Here is a 20,096-nt window from a genome sequence, read left to right as displayed (position 1 = left end):
TGAGGTGCTCAGCCCAGTCGTCGCTCGCCCCGCGTCACAGGAACGTACGGCCCTCGCCGCGATACGTCGGCACCGTCGCCGTCACCGACTCGCCCTCGACGAGGTGCAGCGCGTCGAACCGCTCGCACAGCTCACCGGCCTTGGCGTGCCGGAACCACACCTTGTCGCCGATCAGCAGATCGTCGGCGGGCGAGCCGAGCAGCGGAGTCTGCACCTCGCCGGCCCCCTCCTGGGGGTCGTACCGCAGCCCCTCCGGCAGATACGGCACCGGCAGCCGGTCCCGACCCGCCGCGCCCGACGCCGGATACCCGCCCCCGAGGACGGTCACCACCCCGACCCCCGGCCGGCGCACGACGGGCTGGGCGAACAGTGCGGCCGGACGCCCGCTGAAGGACGTGTAGTGGTCGAACAGCCGCGGGACGTACAGCCCCGACCCGGCCCCGATCTCGGTGACACAGTCCTCGGCGGCGGTGTGCTGCACACTGCCGGTCCCGCCGCCGTTGACGAACTCGAGCCCCGGCACGACGGCCCGCACGGCCCGCACCACCTCGCCCCGCCGCTCGGCGAGCTCCCGGCGTGCGGTGGCCTGCATCAGCCGTACGGCACGCGACCGCAGCGGCCGCCCCGCCACCGCGTCCCCGACGCCGGCGATGTGCCCCTCGTACGCCATGATCCCGACGACCTCGAACCCCGGCCGCCGGGCGACGACACGGGCCATGTCGGCGACCTGGGCGGGGGAGTACAGCGGCGAACGCCGGGCGCCGACACGCACCCGCCCGCCCAGCAGCTTCAGCGAGGTGTCCAACTCCAGGCAGACCCGCACCACTTCCCGGCCCCCGTCCCGGGCGTCGTCGATGAACCGGAGCTGCGCCGGGTCGTCGATCATCACCGTGACGGCGGAGGCGAGCTTGGGATCACCGGTCAGCTCGGCGAATCCGGCGCGGTCGGCGGACGGATAGGCGAGCAGGATGTCGTCGAACCCGGAGCGCGCCAGCCACAGGGACTCGGCCAGCGTGAAGGACATGATCCCCGCGAACCCGTCCTTCGCGAGCACCCGCTCCAGCAGGGCCCGGCAGCGTACGGACTTGCTGGCGACGCGGATCGGCTTTCCGCCGGCGCGGCGGAGCATGTCGTCCGCGTTGGCGTCGAAGGCGTTCAGGTCCACGATCGCGAGAGGGGCGTCGAGATGGGCGGTGGCCCGGTCGTAACGGGCCCGGTCGGCGGCGCGCGCAGTCATGAACGAAGCCTGCCACGCTGGATTACCGCAGGGTAGGGGGATGTTCCGGGCAGATGTGCACGGGGTCGTGGACTGGTTCCCGTTCGCCCAGGATCAACCCGTAGAGTGACGCGCACGCACGTGTGGAACGCCCAAGGCCGGTCGACCGTCCGGGATGACGCGCCACCCGTGCGGGTATGCGTGCCTGGTCGGACGAGTCCGTGCCGGGCAGGGCAGACGGCACACGGAAAGACGGCCCGCACAGGAGATCGGGCCCGGACATGAGGAAACGGGGGGTGCATGAGCACGGAAGCGCGCCGCGCCCCCATTCCCCCGCGCCCCACCACGCCTCCGCCGCCCGCCGCCCCGCCCCGCCCGACGACCCCGCCGAGACCCGCGGCCCCGCCGACGGCCGGCGACACGCAAGCCGAGCAGACGGACGGCCCGGGTGCGCAGGCCCCGCGGGGGACCGGCGAGCGTTCACGAACGGAGGGATCGGTGCCGGAAGGGTCGGGACGTCGCGGGCCGGGTCCGATGCCGGAAGCCGCGACCGGCTCCGGTCGCCCCACGTCCGGCACCTCCGGCACGTCCGGTGCCTCCGGTACGTCGCCTCACACCCCCGACCTGCGCGTCCCGGCCCCCGCAGACGCCGCCCCCACGTCCCCGCCCCCGCCCCGAGCCTCGGCGCGCTTCCCGGACGCGCCGCCGACGGCCGGGCGTACGGAGCCCGGCGGATCGTTGCGCCAGGACGGTGCCGGGCAGGCCCCTTCGGGCGACATACCGGCCCGCCCGGCCGAGCGGCCCTCGCCGTCACGCCGTACGGGCGCGCCCGCCGAGACGGCCGCGGAGACCACCTTCCGGCTCCGGCCGATCGCCGCGGACCCCTCGTCCGAGCCCGGCAATCGCCAGTCCTCCGCGCGAGGCGCCGCCGGTGTGCCGCCGAAGCCGGGCGCCCGCGCGGGCTCCGCACCCGCCGAGTCCGCGCGCCGCTCCGGTTCCGTCCCGCCGCCCGCGCGGCCCGGCGCATCGATGCCGCTCCCTCCCGCGCGGGAGCCGTCGGCCGGACACGGGTCGGCGGGCAGCGGGTATGCGGCTGCCGCACCCGCCGGGCCCGCCCACTCATCGGCGCACCCGGGGCACTCCACGAACGGCCACGGCTCCCCCTCGTTCGCCCCGGACCCCTCCCAGTCCTGGAGCGCCCCCATGGCCCCCGGCGCGACGCCGGGCGCCGGGCGGCCCGTCGTGTCGTTCGGCGAGCCCGAGGGGTACGACGAGCAGGCGCGCCCGCGTCCCCTCGGGGTGCGGATCCGGCCCCGGATCGCGGTGGCCGCCGCCTGTGTAGTGCTCGGACTCGGCCTCATCGGCGGGGCCGTGACCGGGAGCTGGCTGGTCGGGGAGCCGGGCGACGGCGGTGCGCAGGACACCTTCGCCGCGGCCGGGACCCTGTGGCACAGCGTCCCCGTCGACCGGCTGTTCCCGCCCACGGTGATCGGGAAGGGCGCCGGACCAGGCGGTGCCGACCGCACCTGGACACGGGTCGCCGTCGCCCGGGACACCGGTTGCGCGGACGCCTTCGACCCGCTGCTGCGCAAGGCCCTCGCGCCCGTCGGCTGCGAGCGCCTTCTGCGCGCCACGTACATCGACGCCACCCAGAGCTACGTCACCACCGTCGGCCTGCTCTTCACCAAGGCCGACGCGGCCGCCATGCGCTCGCTCGACAGCCGGTTCGACAAGGAGGGCCTGGACCGCCGCACCGACCTCATGCCCCGCCCCTACGCCGCCAAGGGCACCCTGGCGGCCGGGTTCGGCGACGAGCAGCGGGCCTCCTGGACCGTCTCCGTCCTCACCGACGCCCCCGTCGTCGTCTACGCCGTCTCCGGCTGGGCCGACGACCGTACCGTCGACGAGCCCGAGCCCGCCGAGGAGGCCATGCAGCCCGGCACCACCACGGACCTCGCCCAGGCCGGCCTCGGCCACGAGGCACAGGGCCTCGCCGACCGGGTCGAACGCGCCCTGCGCAAGAACGTCGGACCGGCCACGGAGCAGTCGTCATGATCGTGACCCGGCGAACCGGCCCCCTCGCCCTTCTCCTCGGCGCGACCCTCGCCCTCCTGCCGCCCACCCTCGCGCACGCCGACTCGATACGCGCCCGCCAGTGGGCCCTGGACGCCATGCACACCCAGGCGGCCTGGCAGACCACCAAGGGCAGGGGCATCACCGTCGCCGTCCTGGACACCGGCGTCGAGGCCGACCACCCCGACCTGGCCGGCAACGTCCTCGAGGGCAAGGACATGGTCGGCTTCGGAGCCGAGCGCGGCGACCGCGCCTGGGCCCGGCACGGCACCGCGATGGCCGGCATCATCGCGGGCCACGGACACGGCGCCGGGGGCGGCGACGGGGTCATGGGCATCGCCCCCGAGGCCAAGATCCTTCCCGTGCGCGTCATCCTCGAGGACGGCGACCCCGCCCGCGCCAAGGCCCGCAGCACCCGCGGCAACGCCCTCGCCGAAGGCATCCGGTGGGCCGCGGACCACGGCGCCGACGTCATCAACCTCTCCCTCGGCGACGACTCCAAGTCCGCCCACCCCGAGGCGGGTGAGGACGAGGCCGTGCAGTACGCCCTGAAGAAGGGGGTCGTCGTCGTCGCCTCCGCAGGCAACGGCGGCGACAAGGGCGACCACATCTCCTACCCGGCCGCCTACCCGGGCGTCATCGCCGCCACCGCCGTCGACCGCTACGGCACCCGCGCCTCCTTCTCCACCCGCCGCTGGTACGCCACGGTCAGCGCCCCCGGCGTCGACGTCGTCATCGCCGACCCCGACCACAAGTACTACGAGGGCTGGGGCACCAGCGCCGCGGCCGCCTTCGTCTCCGGAGCGGTGGCCCTGATCAAGGGCGCCCACTCCGGCCTGACCCCGGCCCAGATCAAGAAGCTCCTGGAGGACACGGCCCGCGACGCCCCCTCCGACGGCCGCGACGACTCCCGCGGCTACGGCTTCATCGACCCGGCGGCCGCCATCAAGAAGGCCGCCACCATCAAGCCGAAGGACCTGCGGGCGGCGGCGTACGGCGAGCGGTACTTCGGCCCGGGTCCCGACGCGGCCGAGTCGGAGGACGACGCGACGAGTTGGCCGGCCTGGCTCGCGGGCGGTGTCGGCGGCGTCCTGCTGATCTCGGCGGTCGTGGTCCTGCGCGGCCGCCGCGGACGCCACGACTTCTAGGCGTGCACGGGGAAGGACGCCTGGAAGGCCAGTCGGTGGTCGGCCCCGTCGCCCATGTGGCCCAGGAACTCGTCCAGGGCGAGGTACTCCTCCCAGTGCTGTCCGCCCGTCGCCTGCGCCAGCCGTGAGATGACAAGGTCTTCGAGTTCCGGGACGCGCTTGTTCTTCCAGACCTTGTCGGCCGTGCTCACCAGCAGGTCCTCGAAGGTCACCGCGGGACCCGCCCACGCGCCGTGAGTGCCGGCGAAGCGGGCCAGCCGAGGCCCGAACCCGTGAGCCAGCAGCAGCTCCCGCCCTGCCTCTTCGTGAGCGGAGCCGGGCCCGGACAACTCGGCGATGTGCACCGTCTTGCCGATGTCATGCGTCGCCGCCCCGAAGAGGACGGCCTCGCGGTCCACGTCGAGCTCCGGACAGCGCTGCTCCACCCATGCGACCAGCTGAACCGCCACATCGTGGACAGCGCGCAGATGGGCAGCCAGCCGCGGCGGCGCGTCGAGGGAGCGAAGAAGGTCCGCCACACGTGCCGGTAGCGGCCGCAGTGGTGGATCAACGGGGTCGTACAGTGCTCGGGACAGGAGATCCGACGGTGGCATCGGATCAGGTTACGACGGTGCCGTGGCCGATCCCGATGCGGAAGCGGACGCGGTTGCCCCCTCCCCGGCGAACACCGTAACCGCCGTCACCGCCACCGCCTCGACCAGTGAAATCCCCTGCGCCTGGGTCGCGTTGCCGTTCGACAGCGCGGCGACCAGAAAGTCGTGGCCGTCCACCGTCACCCGCCCGATGCTGTTGATGTCCCACAGCCCGGTCGCCGTACGCGGCAGCCAGCCGTTCTTCAGCGCCCACGCGGAACCGTCGGCCGCAGCGGACACACCCCACTGCTGCCCCACGGCGATCTTTCCCATCAGCCCGCGCAGATACGTCCGCGAAGCCTCGCTCAGCTCCGAGTCCTGCCCGAACACCTGCCGCAGCAGCCTGAGTTGATCGGCGGCCGTGGTCTGCGTCAGCCCCCACAGCATCCCGTCGCCGCCCTCGGTCCGAGTGAGCCCGAAGCGCTCGTTCGCGGCATCGAGGCCCTCCGCCTTCCCGATCGCCCGCCACAGCTCGGACGCGGAGGCGTTGTCGCTGTTCTCGATCATCGCGCTCGCGTACGACTTCTCCGCCGCCGTCAGCTGCCGCCCCTCGTCCTGCGCCCGCAACAGCAGGGCCGCCAGGATGTCGACCTTCACGATGCTCGCCGTGTCGAAGCCGCCGTCCCCGTACGAGGCGCTGTCACCGGACTCCAGGTCCAGCACCGCCACCGACACCTCGGCACCGTCCGGGACGTCCACCGACTCCATGGCCGCCGCCAGCAGCTCGTCGCGGTCCACCATCGGCTGCGCCACAGAATCCACCGCAACCTCCTCACGCGCCGGGACCGAGTCCGATGCCGATGCCGATGACGATGACGATGACGAGGGTGAGGCCGCCGGCGACGCGGCCGACGATACGGCCCTCCCACCGGAGTGCGCCTGCGCCTTCACGTACACGGTCCCCGCGGCCGTACCGCCGAGGACCGTGGCGGCGGCGAGGGCGCCGTACAGCAGGGGACGGTGTCCGGACGGGCGAGCGCGGCGGCTGCGACGGGCTCGGGAAGACTCCATGCCCGCGATCGTGGTGGCGGCGACTGTGTGTGCCGTTAGACGGACGTTAGATGTGGGTCAGGGAAATCTGAGATTCCTGTGAACCGCGTCACGGCCAGGTTTCCGGGCCCGCACAAGCGCAGCAGCATCCCCCCGATAGGGTCGGTGACCGTGGCGAACAAGAACATTCCCGACTCTCCCTTCTCCGACGACGACGGCTCCGCCGACCCCCGCCTGAGTGCCGCGCTCACCGCCTGGGCCGAGGACCGCACCGCCGAGGCGCCCGTCCTGGAGGCGCTCAGGAACGCCCGGCTGCTCGTCCCCGTCGTGGCCGTGCTCGGCGAGGTCGAGGAGGACGAGAACGGGCTGCGCCGCGAGAAGACCAGCGACATGGCCGTACCGACCCTGAAGGCCGGCGATCGCACCGCCCTGCCCGCCTTCACGTCCACCGACGCACTCGCCCGCTGGGACCCGGCGGCCCGCCCCGTCGCCGTACCCCTGCACCAGGCCCTGCAGGCCGCGGCGCACGAGAAGGCGGACACGATCGTGCTGGACATGGCCGGGCCGGTGCCGTACGAGCTGACGGGGCAGGCCCTGCTCGCGCTCGCCGAGGGCCGTACGACGACCGACCCGCTCACCGACCCGGCCGTCGTGGCGGCCGTACGCGATGCCGTCGCCGCCGAACCCGCCGTCCTGCGCGCCCACCTCGGGCCCGGGCAGGCCGACGGCACCCTCGCCCTCGTCCTGGACGAGTCCGCCGTACCCGCCCGGGCCGCCCACGCGGTCGCCGGGCGCCTCGCGGCGGACGAGACACTGAGGGCCCGCCTGGTGCGCGGCCTCGACCTGGCAGTGCTGCCGGCCGGGGTGACGCCTCCGGGCGAGCCCCTGTACGTGAAGGAATAGATCAGCCGGTCAGCCGTAGACCGGACCGGTGTACTTCTCGCCCGGCCCCTGGCCCGGCTCGTCCGGGACGATCGACGCCTCGCGGAAGGCCAGCTGCAGCGACTTCAGGCCGTCGCGCAGCGGGGCCGCGTGGAACGAGCTGATCTCGGTCGCGCTCGCGTCCAGCAGACCGGCGAGGGCGTGCACCAGCTTGCGGGCCTCGTCCAGGTCCTTGTACTTGTCACCCTCCTCCGTCAGACCGAGCTTCACGGCGGCGGCGCTCATCAGGTTGACGGCGACCGTCACGATCACCTCGACGGCGGGGACCTCGGCGATGTCGCGGGCCATCTCGTCGAAGTCGGGAGCCTCGGCGGACTCAGCAGGGGTGTCACTCATGCCTCACACGATAGGCCCCGGTGGACGAGGATTCGCACCGCCCCCGGGGAGCTGCTAACCTTGTGTAACGACCGGCCGGACGCCCTGAGAGTGATGTCTCAGCGATCGGCCCACAAGTGGAGGCTCCGACTTCCCACCTGACCGTCCTCCGGGACGGCGGGTCATCCGGTCAGGCGCCCCCATCGTTCCGTACGGACGATGGAGTCGCCCGAAATCGCGCCCCGCGATCATCGCGGCGGTGCTCCGGTAGTGTTCTGGAGCCCCGCCTGTGATCGTCCGGGGCATTTTTTGTGCTTCGGCGCGGTTAGGTCTTACGAAAGAAGACATACGCGGCTGTCCGCCAGACCGCCGTGTGGTGCTAACCGAGGAGGATCCATCAGCGCCGAGCCCCGCATCAACGACCGGATTCGCGTTCCCGAGGTGCGACTTGTCGGTCCCAGTGGCGAGCAGGTGGGCATCGTCCCGCTGGCCAAGGCACTGGAGCTTGCGCAGGAGTACGACCTGGACCTGGTCGAGGTCGCGGCGAACGCCCGTCCGCCCGTGTGCAAGCTCATGGACTACGGGAAGTTCAAGTACGAGTCGGCCATGAAGGCCCGTGAGGCGCGCAAGAACCAGGCGCACACGGTCATCAAGGAGATGAAGCTCCGGCCGAAGATCGACCCGCACGACTATGACACCAAGAAGGGTCACGTCGTCCGGTTCCTCAAGCAGGGCGACAAGGTCAAGATCACGATCATGTTCCGTGGTCGCGAGCAGTCCCGGCCCGAGCTGGGCTACCGGCTGCTGCAGCGTCTCGCGGAGGACGTCCAGGACCTCGGTTTCGTCGAGTCGAACCCGAAGCAGGACGGCCGGAACATGATCATGGTTCTCGGTCCGCACAAGAAGAAGACCGAGGCGATGGCCGAGGCCCGCCAGGCGCAGGAGGCCCGCAAGGCCGAAGCGAAGGCCAACCCCGGCCGCTCGCAGAACGCCGCGGACGCGGACGCTGTGAACGCCGAGGCCCCTGCCGAGGCTTCCGCCGAGGCGTGATCCCGGGGGACGCGAGTCCCCAGGACGTAACCGAAACAAGAGCGACGCTCCATCGTGCCCGGTTTTCGCGACCGGGCACCGGAGCGCCACCGACGAGGAGAGAACGGCGCTATGCCGAAGAACAAGTCGCACAGCGGTGCCAGCAAGCGCTTCAAGGTCACCGGCTCCGGCAAGGTGCTCCGTGAGCGCGCCGGCAAGCGCCACCTGCTCGAGCACAAGTCGTCCCGCGTGACGCGTCGCCTGACCGGCAACGCCGAGATGGCCCCGGGCGACGCCGCGAAGATCAAGAAGCTTCTCGGCAAGTGACGTACGCGGCGCTTGCTTGAGCGCCGTACGTCAGGACCGGGACCCAATCGATTCCGGGCCGTGTGAGTCCAACCACGGCCCCGCTACAAGGAGTTAACAAGTGGCACGCGTCAAGCGGGCAGTCAACGCCCACAAGAAGCGCCGGGCGATCCTCGAGCAGGCCTCCGGCTACCGCGGTCAGCGTTCGCGCCTGTACCGCAAGGCCAAGGAGCAGGTCACCCACTCGCTGGTCTACAACTACAACGACCGCAAGAAGCGCAAGGGTGACTTCCGCCAGCTGTGGATCCAGCGCATCAACGCCGCTGCCCGCGCCAACGGCATCACGTACAACCGCTTCATCCAGGGTCTGAAGGCCGCGAACGTCGAGGTCGACCGCAAGATCCTGGCCGAGCTGGCCGTCAACGACGCAGGCGCGTTCGCCGCGCTGGTCGAGGTTGCGCAGAAGGCCCTGCCGAGCGACGTCAACGCCCCCAAGGCGGCCTGACCGCTGCGCTCGGCGTGAGCCGACGTGACTGAAGGGACCCGCAGGCCGAGGAGGTCTGCGGGTCCTGCTGTGTCCGTGAACTTCAGAACTCCAAGGTGAACCCCATGGCCCCCGCCAGCCCCGAGCTGATCTCCGCCCGTTCCCCCCGCGTCTCCGCCGCCCGGCGGCTCGCCAAGCGGAACTTCCGGGGCAAGGAGCGGCTGTTTCTCGCGGAGGGGCCGCAGGCCGTGCGGGAGGCGGCGGCGTACGGGGACACGCTGGTCGAGCTGTTCGCCACGGTGGAGGCCGCGGAGCGGTACGCCGACATCATCGGTGAGGCCCGGGGCGCCGGAGCCCGGATCCACCTGGCCTCCGAGCAGGTCATCGCCGACATCTCGACCACCGTCACCCCGCAGGGGCTCGTCGGAGTCTGCCGGTTCATCGACACCCCCTTCGAGGAGATCCTCGCCGCCCGGCCCAAGCTCGTCGCCGTACTGGCGCATGTGCGGGACCCCGGGAACGCCGGCACCGTCCTGCGGTGCGCCGACGCCGCCGGGGCCGAGGCGGTCGTCCTGACCGATGCCTCCGTCGATCTCTACAACCCCAAGGCCGTGCGGGCCTCGGTCGGATCCCTGTTCCACCTGCCCGTCGCCGTCGGAGTGCCCGTGGAACGGGCCGTGGCGGGCTTGCAGGACGCCGGTGTGCGGATTCTCGCCGCCGACGGTGCGGGGACGGACGATCTCGACGACGAGCTCGACAAGGGCACCATGGGCGGGCCGACCGCCTGGGTGTTCGGCAACGAGGCCTGGGGGCTCCCGGAGGAAACCCGCGCGCTGGCCGATGCCGTCGTGCGCGTGCCGATCCACGGAAAGGCCGAGAGCCTGAACCTCGCCACCGCCGCCGCCGTATGTCTCTACGCGTCGGCCCGTGCACAGCGCGCCTCCGGTGGGTGCCGTTCCGTCACCCACAGCTAGTAGGGTGACCAGCTCGGGGGCCCCTCAGCCGTCGTGAGAGGTGGGGTACGGGGATGAGTGTCGGCACGAGCAGCGCACCGGGGGCACCGGAGGTGCGGCGGCCGTCCGCGTCCCGGGCGCCGGGTGAGTCCGCGGAGCTCGGAATCGATCCCGACGACCTGCCCGACGGCCTCGTCGTCGCCGACGAGCACGGGCACGTCATCTGCTTCAACGCCGCCGCCGAGCGCATCACCGCCGTCGCCGCCGCCGACGCCCTCGGGCAGCGGCTGGAGAAGGCCCTGCCGTTAGAGGACCTGGAGGGGCGGCGCTGGTGGCAGCTGACCGACCCGTACGGCGGCCTCGCCATTCGCCGACGGCAGCCCGAGCGCAACCTGCTCCTGCCCGGCGGGCGCGAGGTGCTCGTCACCGTGCGGTATGTCCGCAGCGAGCCCACCGGGCCCGTGTGCCGTGTCGTCGTCTCGCTCCGGGACACCGAGGCCCGACGCCGCACCGAGCGCTCGCACGCCGAGCTGATCGCGACCGTCGCCCATGAGCTGCGCTCGCCGCTCACCTCCGTCAAGGGCTTCACCGCCACGCTCCTCGCCAAGTGGGCGAGGTTCACCGACGACCAGAAGCGGCTGATGCTGGAGACCGTCGACGCCGACGCCGACCGCGTCACCCGGCTCATCGCCGAGCTGCTCGACATCTCGCGGATCGACAGCGGGAGGCTGGAGGTGCGCCGCCAGCCCGTCGACATCGGCGCGGCCGTGGGGCGGCACATCCAGGCGTACGTCGCCGCAGGGCAGCCCGCCGACCGGTTCCTGCTGCGCATCGAGCAACCGCTGCCCGCCCTGTGGGCCGACCCCGACAAGATCGACCAGGTGCTCAGCAACCTCCTCGAAAATGCCGTGCGGCACGGCGACGGAACGGTCACCATTGACATCACGGCCACGGCGTCCCCGCGTGAAGGCGAAGACGGCGAGAACACAGCCACGTCGATCACGGTGAGCGACGAGGGGCCCGGCATCCCGGAGGAGTCCATGAACCGCGTCTTCACCCGCTTCTGGCGGGGCAGCAAGCGCGGCGGCACGGGCCTCGGGCTCTACATCGTCAAGGGCATCGTCGAGGCGCACGGCGGCGCCATCGAGGTCGGCCGCGCCCCCGGCGGCGGCGCCCAGTTCCGATTTACCTTGCCCGTGGCGGCACCGGCGTATCTCACCTGAGAACCGGACCGGCCCCCACGGGCGCATTCGCTTACCTCAACCCCGTTAGACTCGGCCTTTGGCACCTTTGTGTCCCAATAACCGTGACGAGATGTCCACGAGTCGGTACGGGGCCATCCGCCAGCCAATCGGAAGCACGGGAAGAGATGTCGGCACCGAATAAGTCGTACGACCCTGTCGAGGTCGAGGCACTGAAACCAGAAGAGATCGAGCGCATGCGGGACGAGGCGCTCGCCGCCTTCGCCGCCGCGGACTCCCTCGACGCGCTCCAGGAGGCCAAGGTCGCCCACACCGGCGGCACCTCCCCGCTGGCCCTCGCCAACCGCGAGATCGGCGCCCTGCCCCCGCACGCCAAGGCAGCCGCCGGAAAGCTCGTCGGCCAGGCCCGCGGCGCCGTCAACAAGGGCCTCGCCGCCCGCCAGGCCGAACTGGAGGCCGAGCGCGACCAGCGGGTGCTGGTCGAGGAGGCCGTGGACGTCACGCTGCCGTACGACCGCGTACCGGCCGGCGCCCGCCACCCGCTCACCACGCTCTCCGAGCGCATCGAGGACGTCTTCGTGGCCATGGGCTACGAGGTCGCCGAGGGCCCGCAGGTCGAGGCCGAGTGGTTCAACTTCGACGCGCTCAACATCGGCCCGGACCACCCGGCCCGCGGTGAGGCGGACACCTTCTTCGTCGAGGGCCCGGACGGCTCCGGTGACTCCGGCGTCGTGCTGCGCACCCACACCTCGCCCGTGCAGATCCGCTCCCTGCTCGACCGCGAGCTGCCGGTGTACGTGATCTGCCCCGGCCGCGTGTACCGCACCGACGAGCTGGACGCCACGCACACCCCGGTCTTCCACCAGGTCGAGCTGCTCGCCGTGGACGAGGGCCTCACCATGGCCGACCTCAAGGGCACCCTGGACCACATGGTCCAGTCCCTGTTCGGCGAGGGCATGAAGACCCGGCTGCGGCCGAACTTCTTCCCGTTCACCGAGCCGTCCGCCGAGATGGACATGGTGTGCTACGTCTGCCGCGGCGAGTCCGTCGGCAACCCCGACCGCCCCTGCCGTACCTGCTCCTCCGAGGGCTGGATCGAGCTCGGCGGCTGCGGCATGGTCAACCCGCGGGTGCTCACCGCCTGCGGCGTGGACCCGGAGAAGTACAGCGGCTTCGCCTTCGGGTTCGGCATCGAGCGGATGCTGATGTTCCGCCACAACGTCGAAGACATGCGAGACATGGTCGAGGGTGACGTCCGGTTCACCCGGCCGTTCGGGATGGAGATCTGATGCGGGTCCCGCTTTCTTGGCTGCGGGAGTACGTCGACCTGCCGGCGACGGAGACCGGCCGTGACGTCCAGGCCAAGCTCATTTCCGCAGGTCTGGAGGTCGAGACCGTCGAGCAGCTCGGCGCCGACCTCAAGGGCCCGCTCGTCGTCGGGCAGGTGCTGACGATCGAGGAGCTGACGGAGTTCAAGAAGCCGATCCGCTTCTGCACCGTCGACGTCGGCACCGCCAACGGCACCGGCGAGCCCCAGGAACTCATCTGCGGCGCCCGCAACTTCCAGGTCGGCGACAAGGTCGTCGTGGTCCTCCCGGGCGCCGTGCTGCCCGGCGGCTTCGAGATCGCCGCGCGCAAGACCTACGGCCGTGTCTCGCACGGCATGATCTGCTCCACCGGCGAGCTGGGCATGGGCGACGACGGCACCCACGGCATCATCGTGCTGCCGCCGGAGACCGAGGTCGGCAAGGACGCCATCGAGCTGCTGGAGCTGGTCGACGAGGTCCTGGACATCGCCGTCACCGCCAACCGCGGCGACTGCCTGTCCATCCGCGGCGTCGCCCGCGAGACCGCCATCGCGTACGGCCTGCCGCTGCGCGACCCGGCGCTGCTCGACGTCCCCGGCCCGAACGCCTTCGGCTACCCGGTCCAGGTCTCGGACCCGATCGGCTGCGACCGCTTCACCGCCCGCACGGTGACCGGCCTGAGCCCCGAGGCCCGCTCCCCGATCTGGCTGCAGCGCCGCCTGCAGAAGGTCGGCATGCGCCCGATCTCGCTCGCCGTCGACGTCACCAACTACGTGATGATGGAGCTCGGCCAGCCCCTGCACGCCTACGACCGCAATCTGGTCCAGGGCACCATCGGTGTACGCAGGGCCGAGGAGGGCGAGAAGCTCGTCACCCTCGACGGTGTCGAGCGCAAGCTGCACGCCGAGGACCTCGTCATCACCGACGAGCGCGGCCCGATCGGCCTCGCGGGTGTCATGGGCGGCGCCAACACGGAGATCGCCGACCACGACGACCTCGAGAACGCCACCACCGACGTCGTGATCGAGGCCGCCCACTTCGACCAGGTCGCCATCGCCCGCACCGCCCGCCGTCACAAGCTGTCCTCGGAGGCGTCCCGCCGCTTCGAGCGCGGCGTCGACCCGGCGGCCGCCGCGGCGGCCGCCCAGCGGACGGTGGACCTGCTGGTGCTGCTGGCGGGCGGCACGGCGGAGGCGGGTGTCACCGAGGTCGCCACACCGTCCGGGCCGCACACCATCACCACCCCGGCCGACCACCCGGACAAGGTCGCGGGCGTCGTGTACGGCCGGGAGATCGTCGTACGGCGGCTGCAGGAGATCGGCTGCGACGTGTACGGGCAGGACGAGCTGATCGTCACCGTGCCGTCCTGGCGGCCCGACCTGCTGGAGCCGAACGACCTGGCCGAAGAGGTCATCCGCCTGGAGGGCTACGAGAACCTGCCCTCCACGCTGCCCAAGCCGCCGTCCGGCCGTGGCCTGACCCACCGCCAGCGACTGCACCGCCGGGTCGGCCGCGCGCTGGCCGGTGCCGGGTACGTCGAGGCGCCGAACTACCCCTTCGTCAGCGAGCAGGTCTTCGACCAGCTCGGCCTGGCCGCCGACGATCCGGCCCGCCGCGTCGTCAAGCTGGTCAACCCGCTCAACGACGAGGAGCCCGCGCTGCGCACGTCGCTGCTGCCGGGTCTGCTCGGTGCGCTGCGGCGCAACGACGGGCGCGGTTCGCACGATCTGGCGCTGTTCGAGACGGGCCTGGTCTTCCAGCCGCGTGAGCAGCAGGGCGCTGCCGGGCACCTGCCCGTCGACCGGCGTCCCACCGACGAGGAGATCGCGGCCCTGAACGCCGTACTCCCCGAGCAGCCGCGGCACGTCGCGGTCGTTCTCGCCGGTGCCCGTGAGCAGGCAGGCTGGTGGGGCAAGGGCCGTCCTGCCGACTACGCCGACGCGATCGAGGCGGCGCGGCTCGTGGCCCGTGAGGCCGGGGCCGAGCTGGCCGTGCGGGCCGGGCAGTACGGGCCGTGGCACCCGGGCCGGTGCGCTGCGCTGGCCATCACCGTGGACGGCGCCGAGCGGGTCGTCGGGCACGCCGGTGAGCTGCACCCGAGGGTGCTCAAGGCGCTGGGTCTGCCTGCGCGCACCTGCGCGATGGAGCTGGACCTGGACGCACTGGAGCAGGTCGGCGACGGTACGCCTCAGGCGCCGAGCATCTCCACGTTCCCCGTGGCCACCCAGGATGTCGCCCTCGTGGTGGACAAGCCGGTGCCGGCCGCGGAGGTCGAGGCCGCGCTGCGCGAGGGGGCCGGTGAACTCCTCGAGGCGATCCGGCTGTTCGACGTGTACGTCAATGACGAGCAGCTGGGTGATGGCAAGAAGTCGCTGGCGTATGCGCTGCGGTTCCGTGCGGGTGACCGGACGCTGACCGTCGATGAAGCCTCGGCGGCTCGGGACGCTGCGGTGGCCCTCGCGGGCGAGCGGACGGGAGCGGTTCTTCGGGGGTAGTGCGCCTGAGGGGTGGGGGACTGCGGTTGTTCGGCGGCTGCGGGTCATTCGTGGCTGGTCGCGCAGTTCCCCGCGCCCCTTGTGGGGGCACGCCCCCACACCCCCTATCGGGGCGCGTTCTAGTCACCTCACTCAATAGGGTGACTTCTCTGGGTGATCCGGTACTTCCGGGGCATCTCTCGACAGAATCGGACCGGCCTTTCGAGGTCGGTCCGATTCTGCGTTGTCAGGGCCTATTGGGGGGCCATCGGCATGTTCCGCATCAAGGCTCGGCTTCCCCGGAAGGTGCAGGCGATGGCGTTGCCCATCGCCTGGGGCGCGATGGCGATCACATACAAACTGGTCTGCCCGCTCGCCCGGCAGGACAGCCTCGGCGCACGGCTCGTCACCGGCGCCGTCTTCTTCGCCGTGGGAACCGGTCTGATTCTGCACGTGCGGCAGGCCCTGCTGCGTGAGCTCCGGCAGGTCCGCAAGGTCGCCGGTGCCGCGCAGAGTGCGCTGCTGCGGCCGCTGCCCGCGCGCATCGACGGGCTGAACGTCGCCGCCGCCCAGCTCTCCGCGGACCGCAGCGCCTGTGTCGGCGGCGACCTGTACGAGGTCATCGCCACCGAGCACGGCGTACGGGCGGTCATCGGCGACGTCCGCGGCCACGGCATCGCCGCCATCGGCACCGTCGCCGCGGTTCTCGGCAGCTTCCGCGAGGCCGTCCACGACGAACCCGACCTGGACCGGGTGCTGCGCAGACTGGACCGTGCCCTCGCCCGCCACCTGCGCGAACGGGCGCGCGAGGAGCACCCCGCCTCCGGCCTGGAACCGGACAGCCCGGTCGCCGAGGAGTTCGTCACCGTCCTGTTGCTGGAGATCGACCCGGACGGCGAGATCACGGCCCTCAACTGCGGCCATCCCTGGCCCTACCTGCTGAGCGGCACCGTCGTCGCCCCCCTCGCCCGAGCCGACCCACTCCCGCCCCTCGGCCCGTTCCCCCTCCCGACCGAACTGGACCCGCTGCCCTGCGGCTCCCTGCTCCCCGGCGACTCCCTGGTCCTGTACACGGACGGCGTCGAGGACGCGAGAGACGCCAGAGGCCGGTTCTTTCCCCTACAGGCGGCGCTCATCGGCGCCGTACGAAACGAGCCGATCACTCCGCAGGCAATCCTGCGCACCCTCTTCACGGCGCTGATGCGCCACACGAGAGGAAAGCAGGCAGACGACATAGCGCTACTGGTCCTACGGAACGATCGAACCAGGCTCAAGTGCAGCCAACCTTCAGGGGCGCGGGGAACTGCGCGACCAGCCACACACGACCCGCAGCCGACAAACCACCTTTGACACAACGGCGATCAGTCGTACGGCCAAGCCGCCGGCAGGCCATCCGCCCAGCCACGGAGTGTCGGGCAGGCAGCTGGGCGGACGGCGCGGATGCGGGCCGCCGCACTGTTCGAGGGGGAGCCGGCGGCCCGGCCGGCCTCTTGCGAGGCATTTCAGTCAACCGGCCGGAAACTCTCCGCAACAGCGCGCGCACGCTGCGGATTCGGGCACTCCGTTCACACCCCGTGTGAAGCGGTTCGCACTACTCTGTCGGCACCGAGCCACCCGGGGGGCACCCATGCAGCCCAACACTCTGCTCGACGCGATCCTGGACGAGGCCGGGATCTCGCACGCGGGGCTGGCAGCGCACGTGAACCAGGCGGGGCGGGCGCGCGGGCTCGCGCTGAGATACGAACACACCGCCGTCGCCCGGTGGTTGAAGGGCCAGCGGCCGCGCGGCCAGGTGCCCGACCTGATCTGTGAGGTACTCGCCGCCCGCCTGCACCGTACCGTCACACTCGACGACATCGGCCTCGGCGTGCCCGGCGAACCGTCCACCGCGCACGCCACCTCGCTGTCCGGCTTCGTGGAGCGGGCCACCGCGCTGTGGCGCTCCGACGAGCAGCAGCGGCCGCACATCCTGGGCGCACCCGCGGTCACCGGCACGCCCGCCGTCATGCCCGTGTGGGAGTGGGAGAACCCGCCCGAGGACGTGGACGTCTCGCGCGGGGGCCGGCACCGGGTCACCCCTGCCGACCTCGAGATGCTGCGGGCCGCGCGCACCCACTACGAGCAGATGTACCGGAAGGCGGGCGGCATAGCGACCCGCACCCGGATCGTCGGCTTCCTGAACGCCGAGGCCGCCCCGCTGCTGCGCGGCAGCTACACCGACGCCACCGGCCGCCAACTCCACCGTGCCACGGGCGGGTTGGTGGCCGTCGCCGGTATCTGCGCGTACGACTCCGACGCGCACGGGCTCGCCCAGCGCTACTTCCACCAGGCCCTGCGGCTCGCGAAGGCCAGCGGCGACCGGGGGCTCGGCGCCTATGTGATCGCGCTGCTGGTCAACCAGTCGCTGTTCATGCGGGAGTTCCGGCAGGCCGTCGCGTTCGCGGAGGCAGCGCTGCGGGCCGCCGGCAAGCACATCACCCCGGCGCTCGCCTCCGACCTGTACGCGATGCAGGCGAAGGCGTACGCCCACCTCGGCGACGGCACGAGCGCCCTGTCCTGCATCCGGCGTGCCGAGCAGGCCGCCGAACGCATCCACCGCGGATACGAACCCGACGAAACGGGCTATGTCCAGCCCGGACTCGTCAACGTCCAGGTGGCGGAGGCGCTGCTGAGTCTCGGGGAGCTGGCGGCCGCGGGGGAGCACGCCGCGGCCGCCGTCGGCAATCCCGCCCACGACCGGGGCCGGGTGCACCGGCTGGCCATGCTCAGCACGATCGAGCTGCGTCAGGGCAACGCCGACAAGGCGGTGGCCACGGCGGTGCAGATGGCCGAGCAGGCGCGGGGCATGGAGTCCCAGCGCCTGCGCGACAGACTCCGGGGGGTCCGCGAGCATCTGGTGCGCAGCGGCTGCGCGGGCACGGCCGAGGCCGCCGAACTCATCGACGGAGCGCTGCGCGTACCGCTATAGGCCGGGTTCAGGCCGGTACTCGTACACCGACACCTCGTAGTCCCTGCTGCGATATTGCCACTTACTCGACGGAAGGTGGCAGAACCGTGCAGTGGACGAAACAGAACGAACAAACTGTGTATGAAAACCGCTGGTTCACCGTCAACCTGGCAGATGTGGAACTGCCCGACGGCCGGCACCTGGACCACTTCCTCATACGGCTGCGCCCGGTCGCCGTGGCCACGGTGGTCAACGAGGCCAATGAGGTCCTCCTCCTGTGGCGCCACCGTTTCATCACCGACAGCTGGGGGTGGGAACTCGCGGCGGGCGTCGTCGAGGACGGCGAGGACATCGCCCGCGCGGCCGCCAGGGAGCTGGAGGAGGAGACAGGCTGGCGGCCGGGACCCCTGCACCACCTCATGAGCGTGGAGCCCTCCAACGGGCTCACCGACGCCCGGCACCACATCTACTGGGCCGACGAGGGCGAGTACGTCGGACATCCTGTGGACGACTTCGAGTCGGACCGCCGGGAATGGGTCCCGCTCAAGCTCGTCCCCGACATGGTCGCCCGTGGGGAGGTCCCGGCCGCCAACATGGCGGCCGCGTTACTGCTGCTGCACCATCTCAGGCTCGGCTAGTGTCCGATCGCCTGCCAGATCGCCACGACGAGAGCACCCACGGCGGTGAGGGCGGCGACCGCGGGCAGCGGCCAGCGCGTGTGTTCCAGTGTGTGGATCCGGGTGTTCAGCTCGTCGAGTTCCTTGGCGGTCTCCTCGCTGCGGTGCGTGAGCAGAGCCAGCCCGCCCTCCACGCGGGCGTAGGCGACGTCGAGGCGACGTCGTAACTCTGCGAGTTCTCCGGATACGACGGGATGCTCGGGATCGGCGGTCACGAGTCCGCTCCTTTCCGTAGTCATCTGTCATCCCTTGCATGCGCAGGGAAAGTGAACTCGCCTGGTGGACGCATGGGGAGAGTGTGTGAGTGGCATATGCGAGCCCGGAGCGCACACGGTGTGTGAATGACGCGGGCCCGGCACCTTCCCGGTGCCGGGCCCGCGTACATGGCCGGAATCTGACCGTCAGTAATCAGCCGTAGGTGTAGAAGCCCGAGCCGGTCTTGCGGCCCAGCCGGCCCGCGTCGACCATGCGCTGCAGCAGCGGGGGAGCGGCGTACAGCGGCTCCTTGTACTCCTCGTACATGCTCTGCGCCACGGAGGCGACCGTGTCCAGGCCGATCAGGTCGGACAGCTTCAGCGGGCCCATCGGGTGGGCGCAGCCCATCTCCATGCCGTTGTCGATGTCCTCACGGCTGGCGATGCCCGTCTCGAACATCCGGATCGCGGAGAGGAGATACGGGATCAGCAGCGCGTTGACCACGAACCCCGAGCGGTCCTGGGCGCGGATGGCGTGCTTGCCGAGCACCTTCTCGGCGAAGAGCTGGGCCCGGCCGAGGGTGCCCTCGGAGGTGGTGAGCGCCGGGATCAGCTCGACGAGCTTCTGCACCGGGGCCGGGTTGAAGAAGTGGATGCCGATGACCTGGTCGGGGCGCGAGGTGGCGACCGCCAGCTTCACCAGCGGGATCGAGGAGGTGTTGGAGGCCAGGATCGCGTCCGGGCGGGTCACGACCTGGTCGAGCACCTGGAAGATCTCGGTCTTCACCTGCTCGTTCTCGACGACGGCCTCGATGACCAGGTCGCGGTCGGCGAACTCGCCCAGGTCGGTGGTGAAGGACAGGCGTGCCTGCGTGGCGTCCAGCTCCTCCTCGCTGATCTTGCCGCGCTCGGCCGCCTTGGTCAGGGAGGTGAACAGCCGGGTACGGCCGATCTCCAGGGCCTCGCCGGTGGTCTCGGCGACCTTCACGTCCAGGCCGGCGCGGGCGCACACCTCGGCGATGCCCGCCCCCATCTGGCCACAGCCCACCACACCGACGCGTGCAATATCTCCGGAGATGCCGGTCACATCGTCCCCTTCGCTGATCCACGACTGCGGCAGGTCCGCCGTTGTTCGACGCCTGCTCCAAACCTGCACGTTACCTTCGGCGAAGTTTGATCGATCGTTCGGGTGCCTCATGAAAAGCTG

Annotated in this window: 18 protein-coding genes and 1 pseudogene; 13 read left to right on the top strand and 6 right to left on the bottom strand. The window is 71.5% G+C overall.

Translation table 11 applies throughout. The features are described 5' to 3' along the window. Positions 1-34: 34 nt before the first annotated feature. The gene (locus tag ACIBU0_RS38350) at positions 35-1,237 is read right to left on the bottom strand and encodes an amino acid deaminase/aldolase (protein ID WP_398827973.1); all 1,203 of its coding nucleotides are present in this window, start codon (positions 1,235-1,237) and stop codon (positions 35-37) included. 513 nt (positions 1,238-1,750) lie between these two features. On the opposite strand from ACIBU0_RS38350, the gene ACIBU0_RS38345 reads away from it, so the two are divergent. Both ACIBU0_RS38345 and mycP read left to right on the top strand, forming a co-directional pair. Further along, entirely contained in the window at positions 1,751-3,271 is a 1,521-nt protein-coding gene (locus ACIBU0_RS38345; RefSeq protein WP_398827971.1) for a hypothetical protein, read from the top strand. Continuing rightward, a complete protein-coding gene (gene mycP / locus ACIBU0_RS38340; RefSeq protein ID WP_398827969.1) occupies positions 3,268-4,437 on the top strand; it encodes a type VII secretion-associated serine protease mycosin in 1,170 nt (389 codons plus the stop codon). The genes ACIBU0_RS38345 and mycP overlap by 4 nt, the downstream gene beginning before the upstream one ends. Here mycP and ACIBU0_RS38335 read toward each other — a convergent pair. Next, entirely contained in the window at positions 4,434-5,030 is a 597-nt protein-coding gene (locus ACIBU0_RS38335; protein ID WP_398827967.1) for an HD domain-containing protein, read from the bottom strand. The two genes, mycP and ACIBU0_RS38335, sit on opposite strands and share 4 nt — an antisense overlap. Before the next feature lie 9 nt (positions 5,031-5,039). After that, on the bottom strand, positions 5,040-6,080 hold the full coding sequence (locus ACIBU0_RS38330) for a serine hydrolase (RefSeq protein WP_398827965.1): 1,041 nt from the start codon (positions 6,078-6,080) through the stop codon (positions 5,040-5,042). A 150-nt stretch (positions 6,081-6,230) separates the two neighbouring features. Between ACIBU0_RS38330 and ACIBU0_RS38325 the strand changes: the two genes are divergently transcribed. Next, positions 6,231-6,962, top strand: a complete 732-nt coding sequence (locus ACIBU0_RS38325) for an SseB family protein (RefSeq protein ID WP_398827963.1) — start codon at positions 6,231-6,233, stop codon at positions 6,960-6,962. 9 nt (positions 6,963-6,971) lie between these two features. Here ACIBU0_RS38325 and ACIBU0_RS38320 read toward each other — a convergent pair whose 3' ends face one another. Then, the gene (locus ACIBU0_RS38320) at positions 6,972-7,337 is read right to left on the bottom strand and encodes a DUF1844 domain-containing protein (protein ID WP_398827961.1); all 366 of its coding nucleotides are present in this window, start codon (positions 7,335-7,337) and stop codon (positions 6,972-6,974) included. Between the two features lie 350 nt (positions 7,338-7,687). Here ACIBU0_RS38320 and infC point away from each other — a divergent pair. From infC to ACIBU0_RS38270, 10 genes and pseudogenes are all read left to right on the top strand, one after another. Next, positions 7,688-8,366: pseudogene (infC, locus tag ACIBU0_RS38315) on the top strand (translation initiation factor IF-3). A 111-nt stretch (positions 8,367-8,477) separates the two neighbouring features. Continuing rightward, entirely contained in the window at positions 8,478-8,672 is a 195-nt protein-coding gene (rpmI, locus tag ACIBU0_RS38310; RefSeq protein WP_004933563.1) for a 50S ribosomal protein L35, read from the top strand. A 100-nt stretch (positions 8,673-8,772) separates the two neighbouring features. Next, positions 8,773-9,156, top strand: coding sequence for a 50S ribosomal protein L20 (gene rplT / locus ACIBU0_RS38305; RefSeq protein WP_004002577.1), 384 nt, complete (start codon positions 8,773-8,775; stop codon positions 9,154-9,156). Positions 9,157-9,260: 104 nt separating this feature from the next. After that, positions 9,261-10,109 (top strand): TrmH family RNA methyltransferase, encoded by an 849-nt coding sequence (locus ACIBU0_RS38300; RefSeq protein ID WP_398827959.1) that lies wholly within the window; start codon positions 9,261-9,263, stop codon positions 10,107-10,109. A 53-nt stretch (positions 10,110-10,162) separates the two neighbouring features. Further along, positions 10,163-11,311: an ATP-binding protein gene (locus tag ACIBU0_RS38295; protein ID WP_398827957.1), complete on the top strand. Its 1,149-nt coding sequence runs from the start codon at positions 10,163-10,165 to the stop codon at positions 11,309-11,311. Positions 11,312-11,457: 146 nt separating this feature from the next. Further along, complete coding sequence (pheS, locus tag ACIBU0_RS38290) at positions 11,458-12,579, top strand: phenylalanine--tRNA ligase subunit alpha (RefSeq protein WP_398827955.1); 1,122 nt, start codon at positions 11,458-11,460, stop codon at positions 12,577-12,579. Then, on the top strand, positions 12,579-15,092 hold the full coding sequence (gene pheT / locus ACIBU0_RS38285; RefSeq protein WP_398827953.1) for a phenylalanine--tRNA ligase subunit beta: 2,514 nt from the start codon (positions 12,579-12,581) through the stop codon (positions 15,090-15,092). The genes pheS and pheT overlap by 1 nt, the downstream gene beginning before the upstream one ends. A 252-nt stretch (positions 15,093-15,344) precedes the next feature. Then, positions 15,345-16,421, top strand: coding sequence for a PP2C family protein-serine/threonine phosphatase (locus ACIBU0_RS38280; RefSeq protein WP_398827951.1), 1,077 nt, complete (start codon positions 15,345-15,347; stop codon positions 16,419-16,421). A 277-nt stretch (positions 16,422-16,698) separates the two neighbouring features. After that, positions 16,699-18,039 carry a transcriptional regulator gene (locus ACIBU0_RS38275; protein ID WP_398827949.1) on the top strand — a complete coding sequence of 447 codons (1,341 nt, stop codon included), beginning with the start codon at positions 16,699-16,701 and terminating at the stop codon, positions 18,037-18,039. A gap of 86 nt (positions 18,040-18,125) precedes the next feature. Then, on the top strand, positions 18,126-18,656 hold the full coding sequence (locus ACIBU0_RS38270; RefSeq protein ID WP_030952280.1) for an NUDIX hydrolase: 531 nt from the start codon (positions 18,126-18,128) through the stop codon (positions 18,654-18,656). On the opposite strand, the gene ACIBU0_RS38265 is transcribed toward ACIBU0_RS38270, so the two are convergent. After that, positions 18,653-18,910 carry a hypothetical protein gene (locus ACIBU0_RS38265; RefSeq protein WP_031486726.1) on the bottom strand — a complete coding sequence of 86 codons (258 nt, stop codon included), beginning with the start codon at positions 18,908-18,910 and terminating at the stop codon, positions 18,653-18,655. The genes ACIBU0_RS38270 and ACIBU0_RS38265 overlap by 4 nt on opposite strands. 193 nt (positions 18,911-19,103) lie before the next feature. Then, the gene (locus tag ACIBU0_RS38260; protein WP_398827946.1) at positions 19,104-19,976 is read right to left on the bottom strand and encodes a 3-hydroxybutyryl-CoA dehydrogenase; all 873 of its coding nucleotides are present in this window, start codon (positions 19,974-19,976) and stop codon (positions 19,104-19,106) included. Positions 19,977-20,096: the final 120 nt, after the last annotated feature.

The organism is Streptomyces sp. NPDC049627, assembly GCF_044465645.1.
GTDB lineage: Bacteria > Actinomycetota > Actinomycetes > Streptomycetales > Streptomycetaceae > Streptomyces.
Note: the sequence above shows the minus strand (reverse complement) of the source record. Positions and strands in the feature narration are given on the sequence as shown.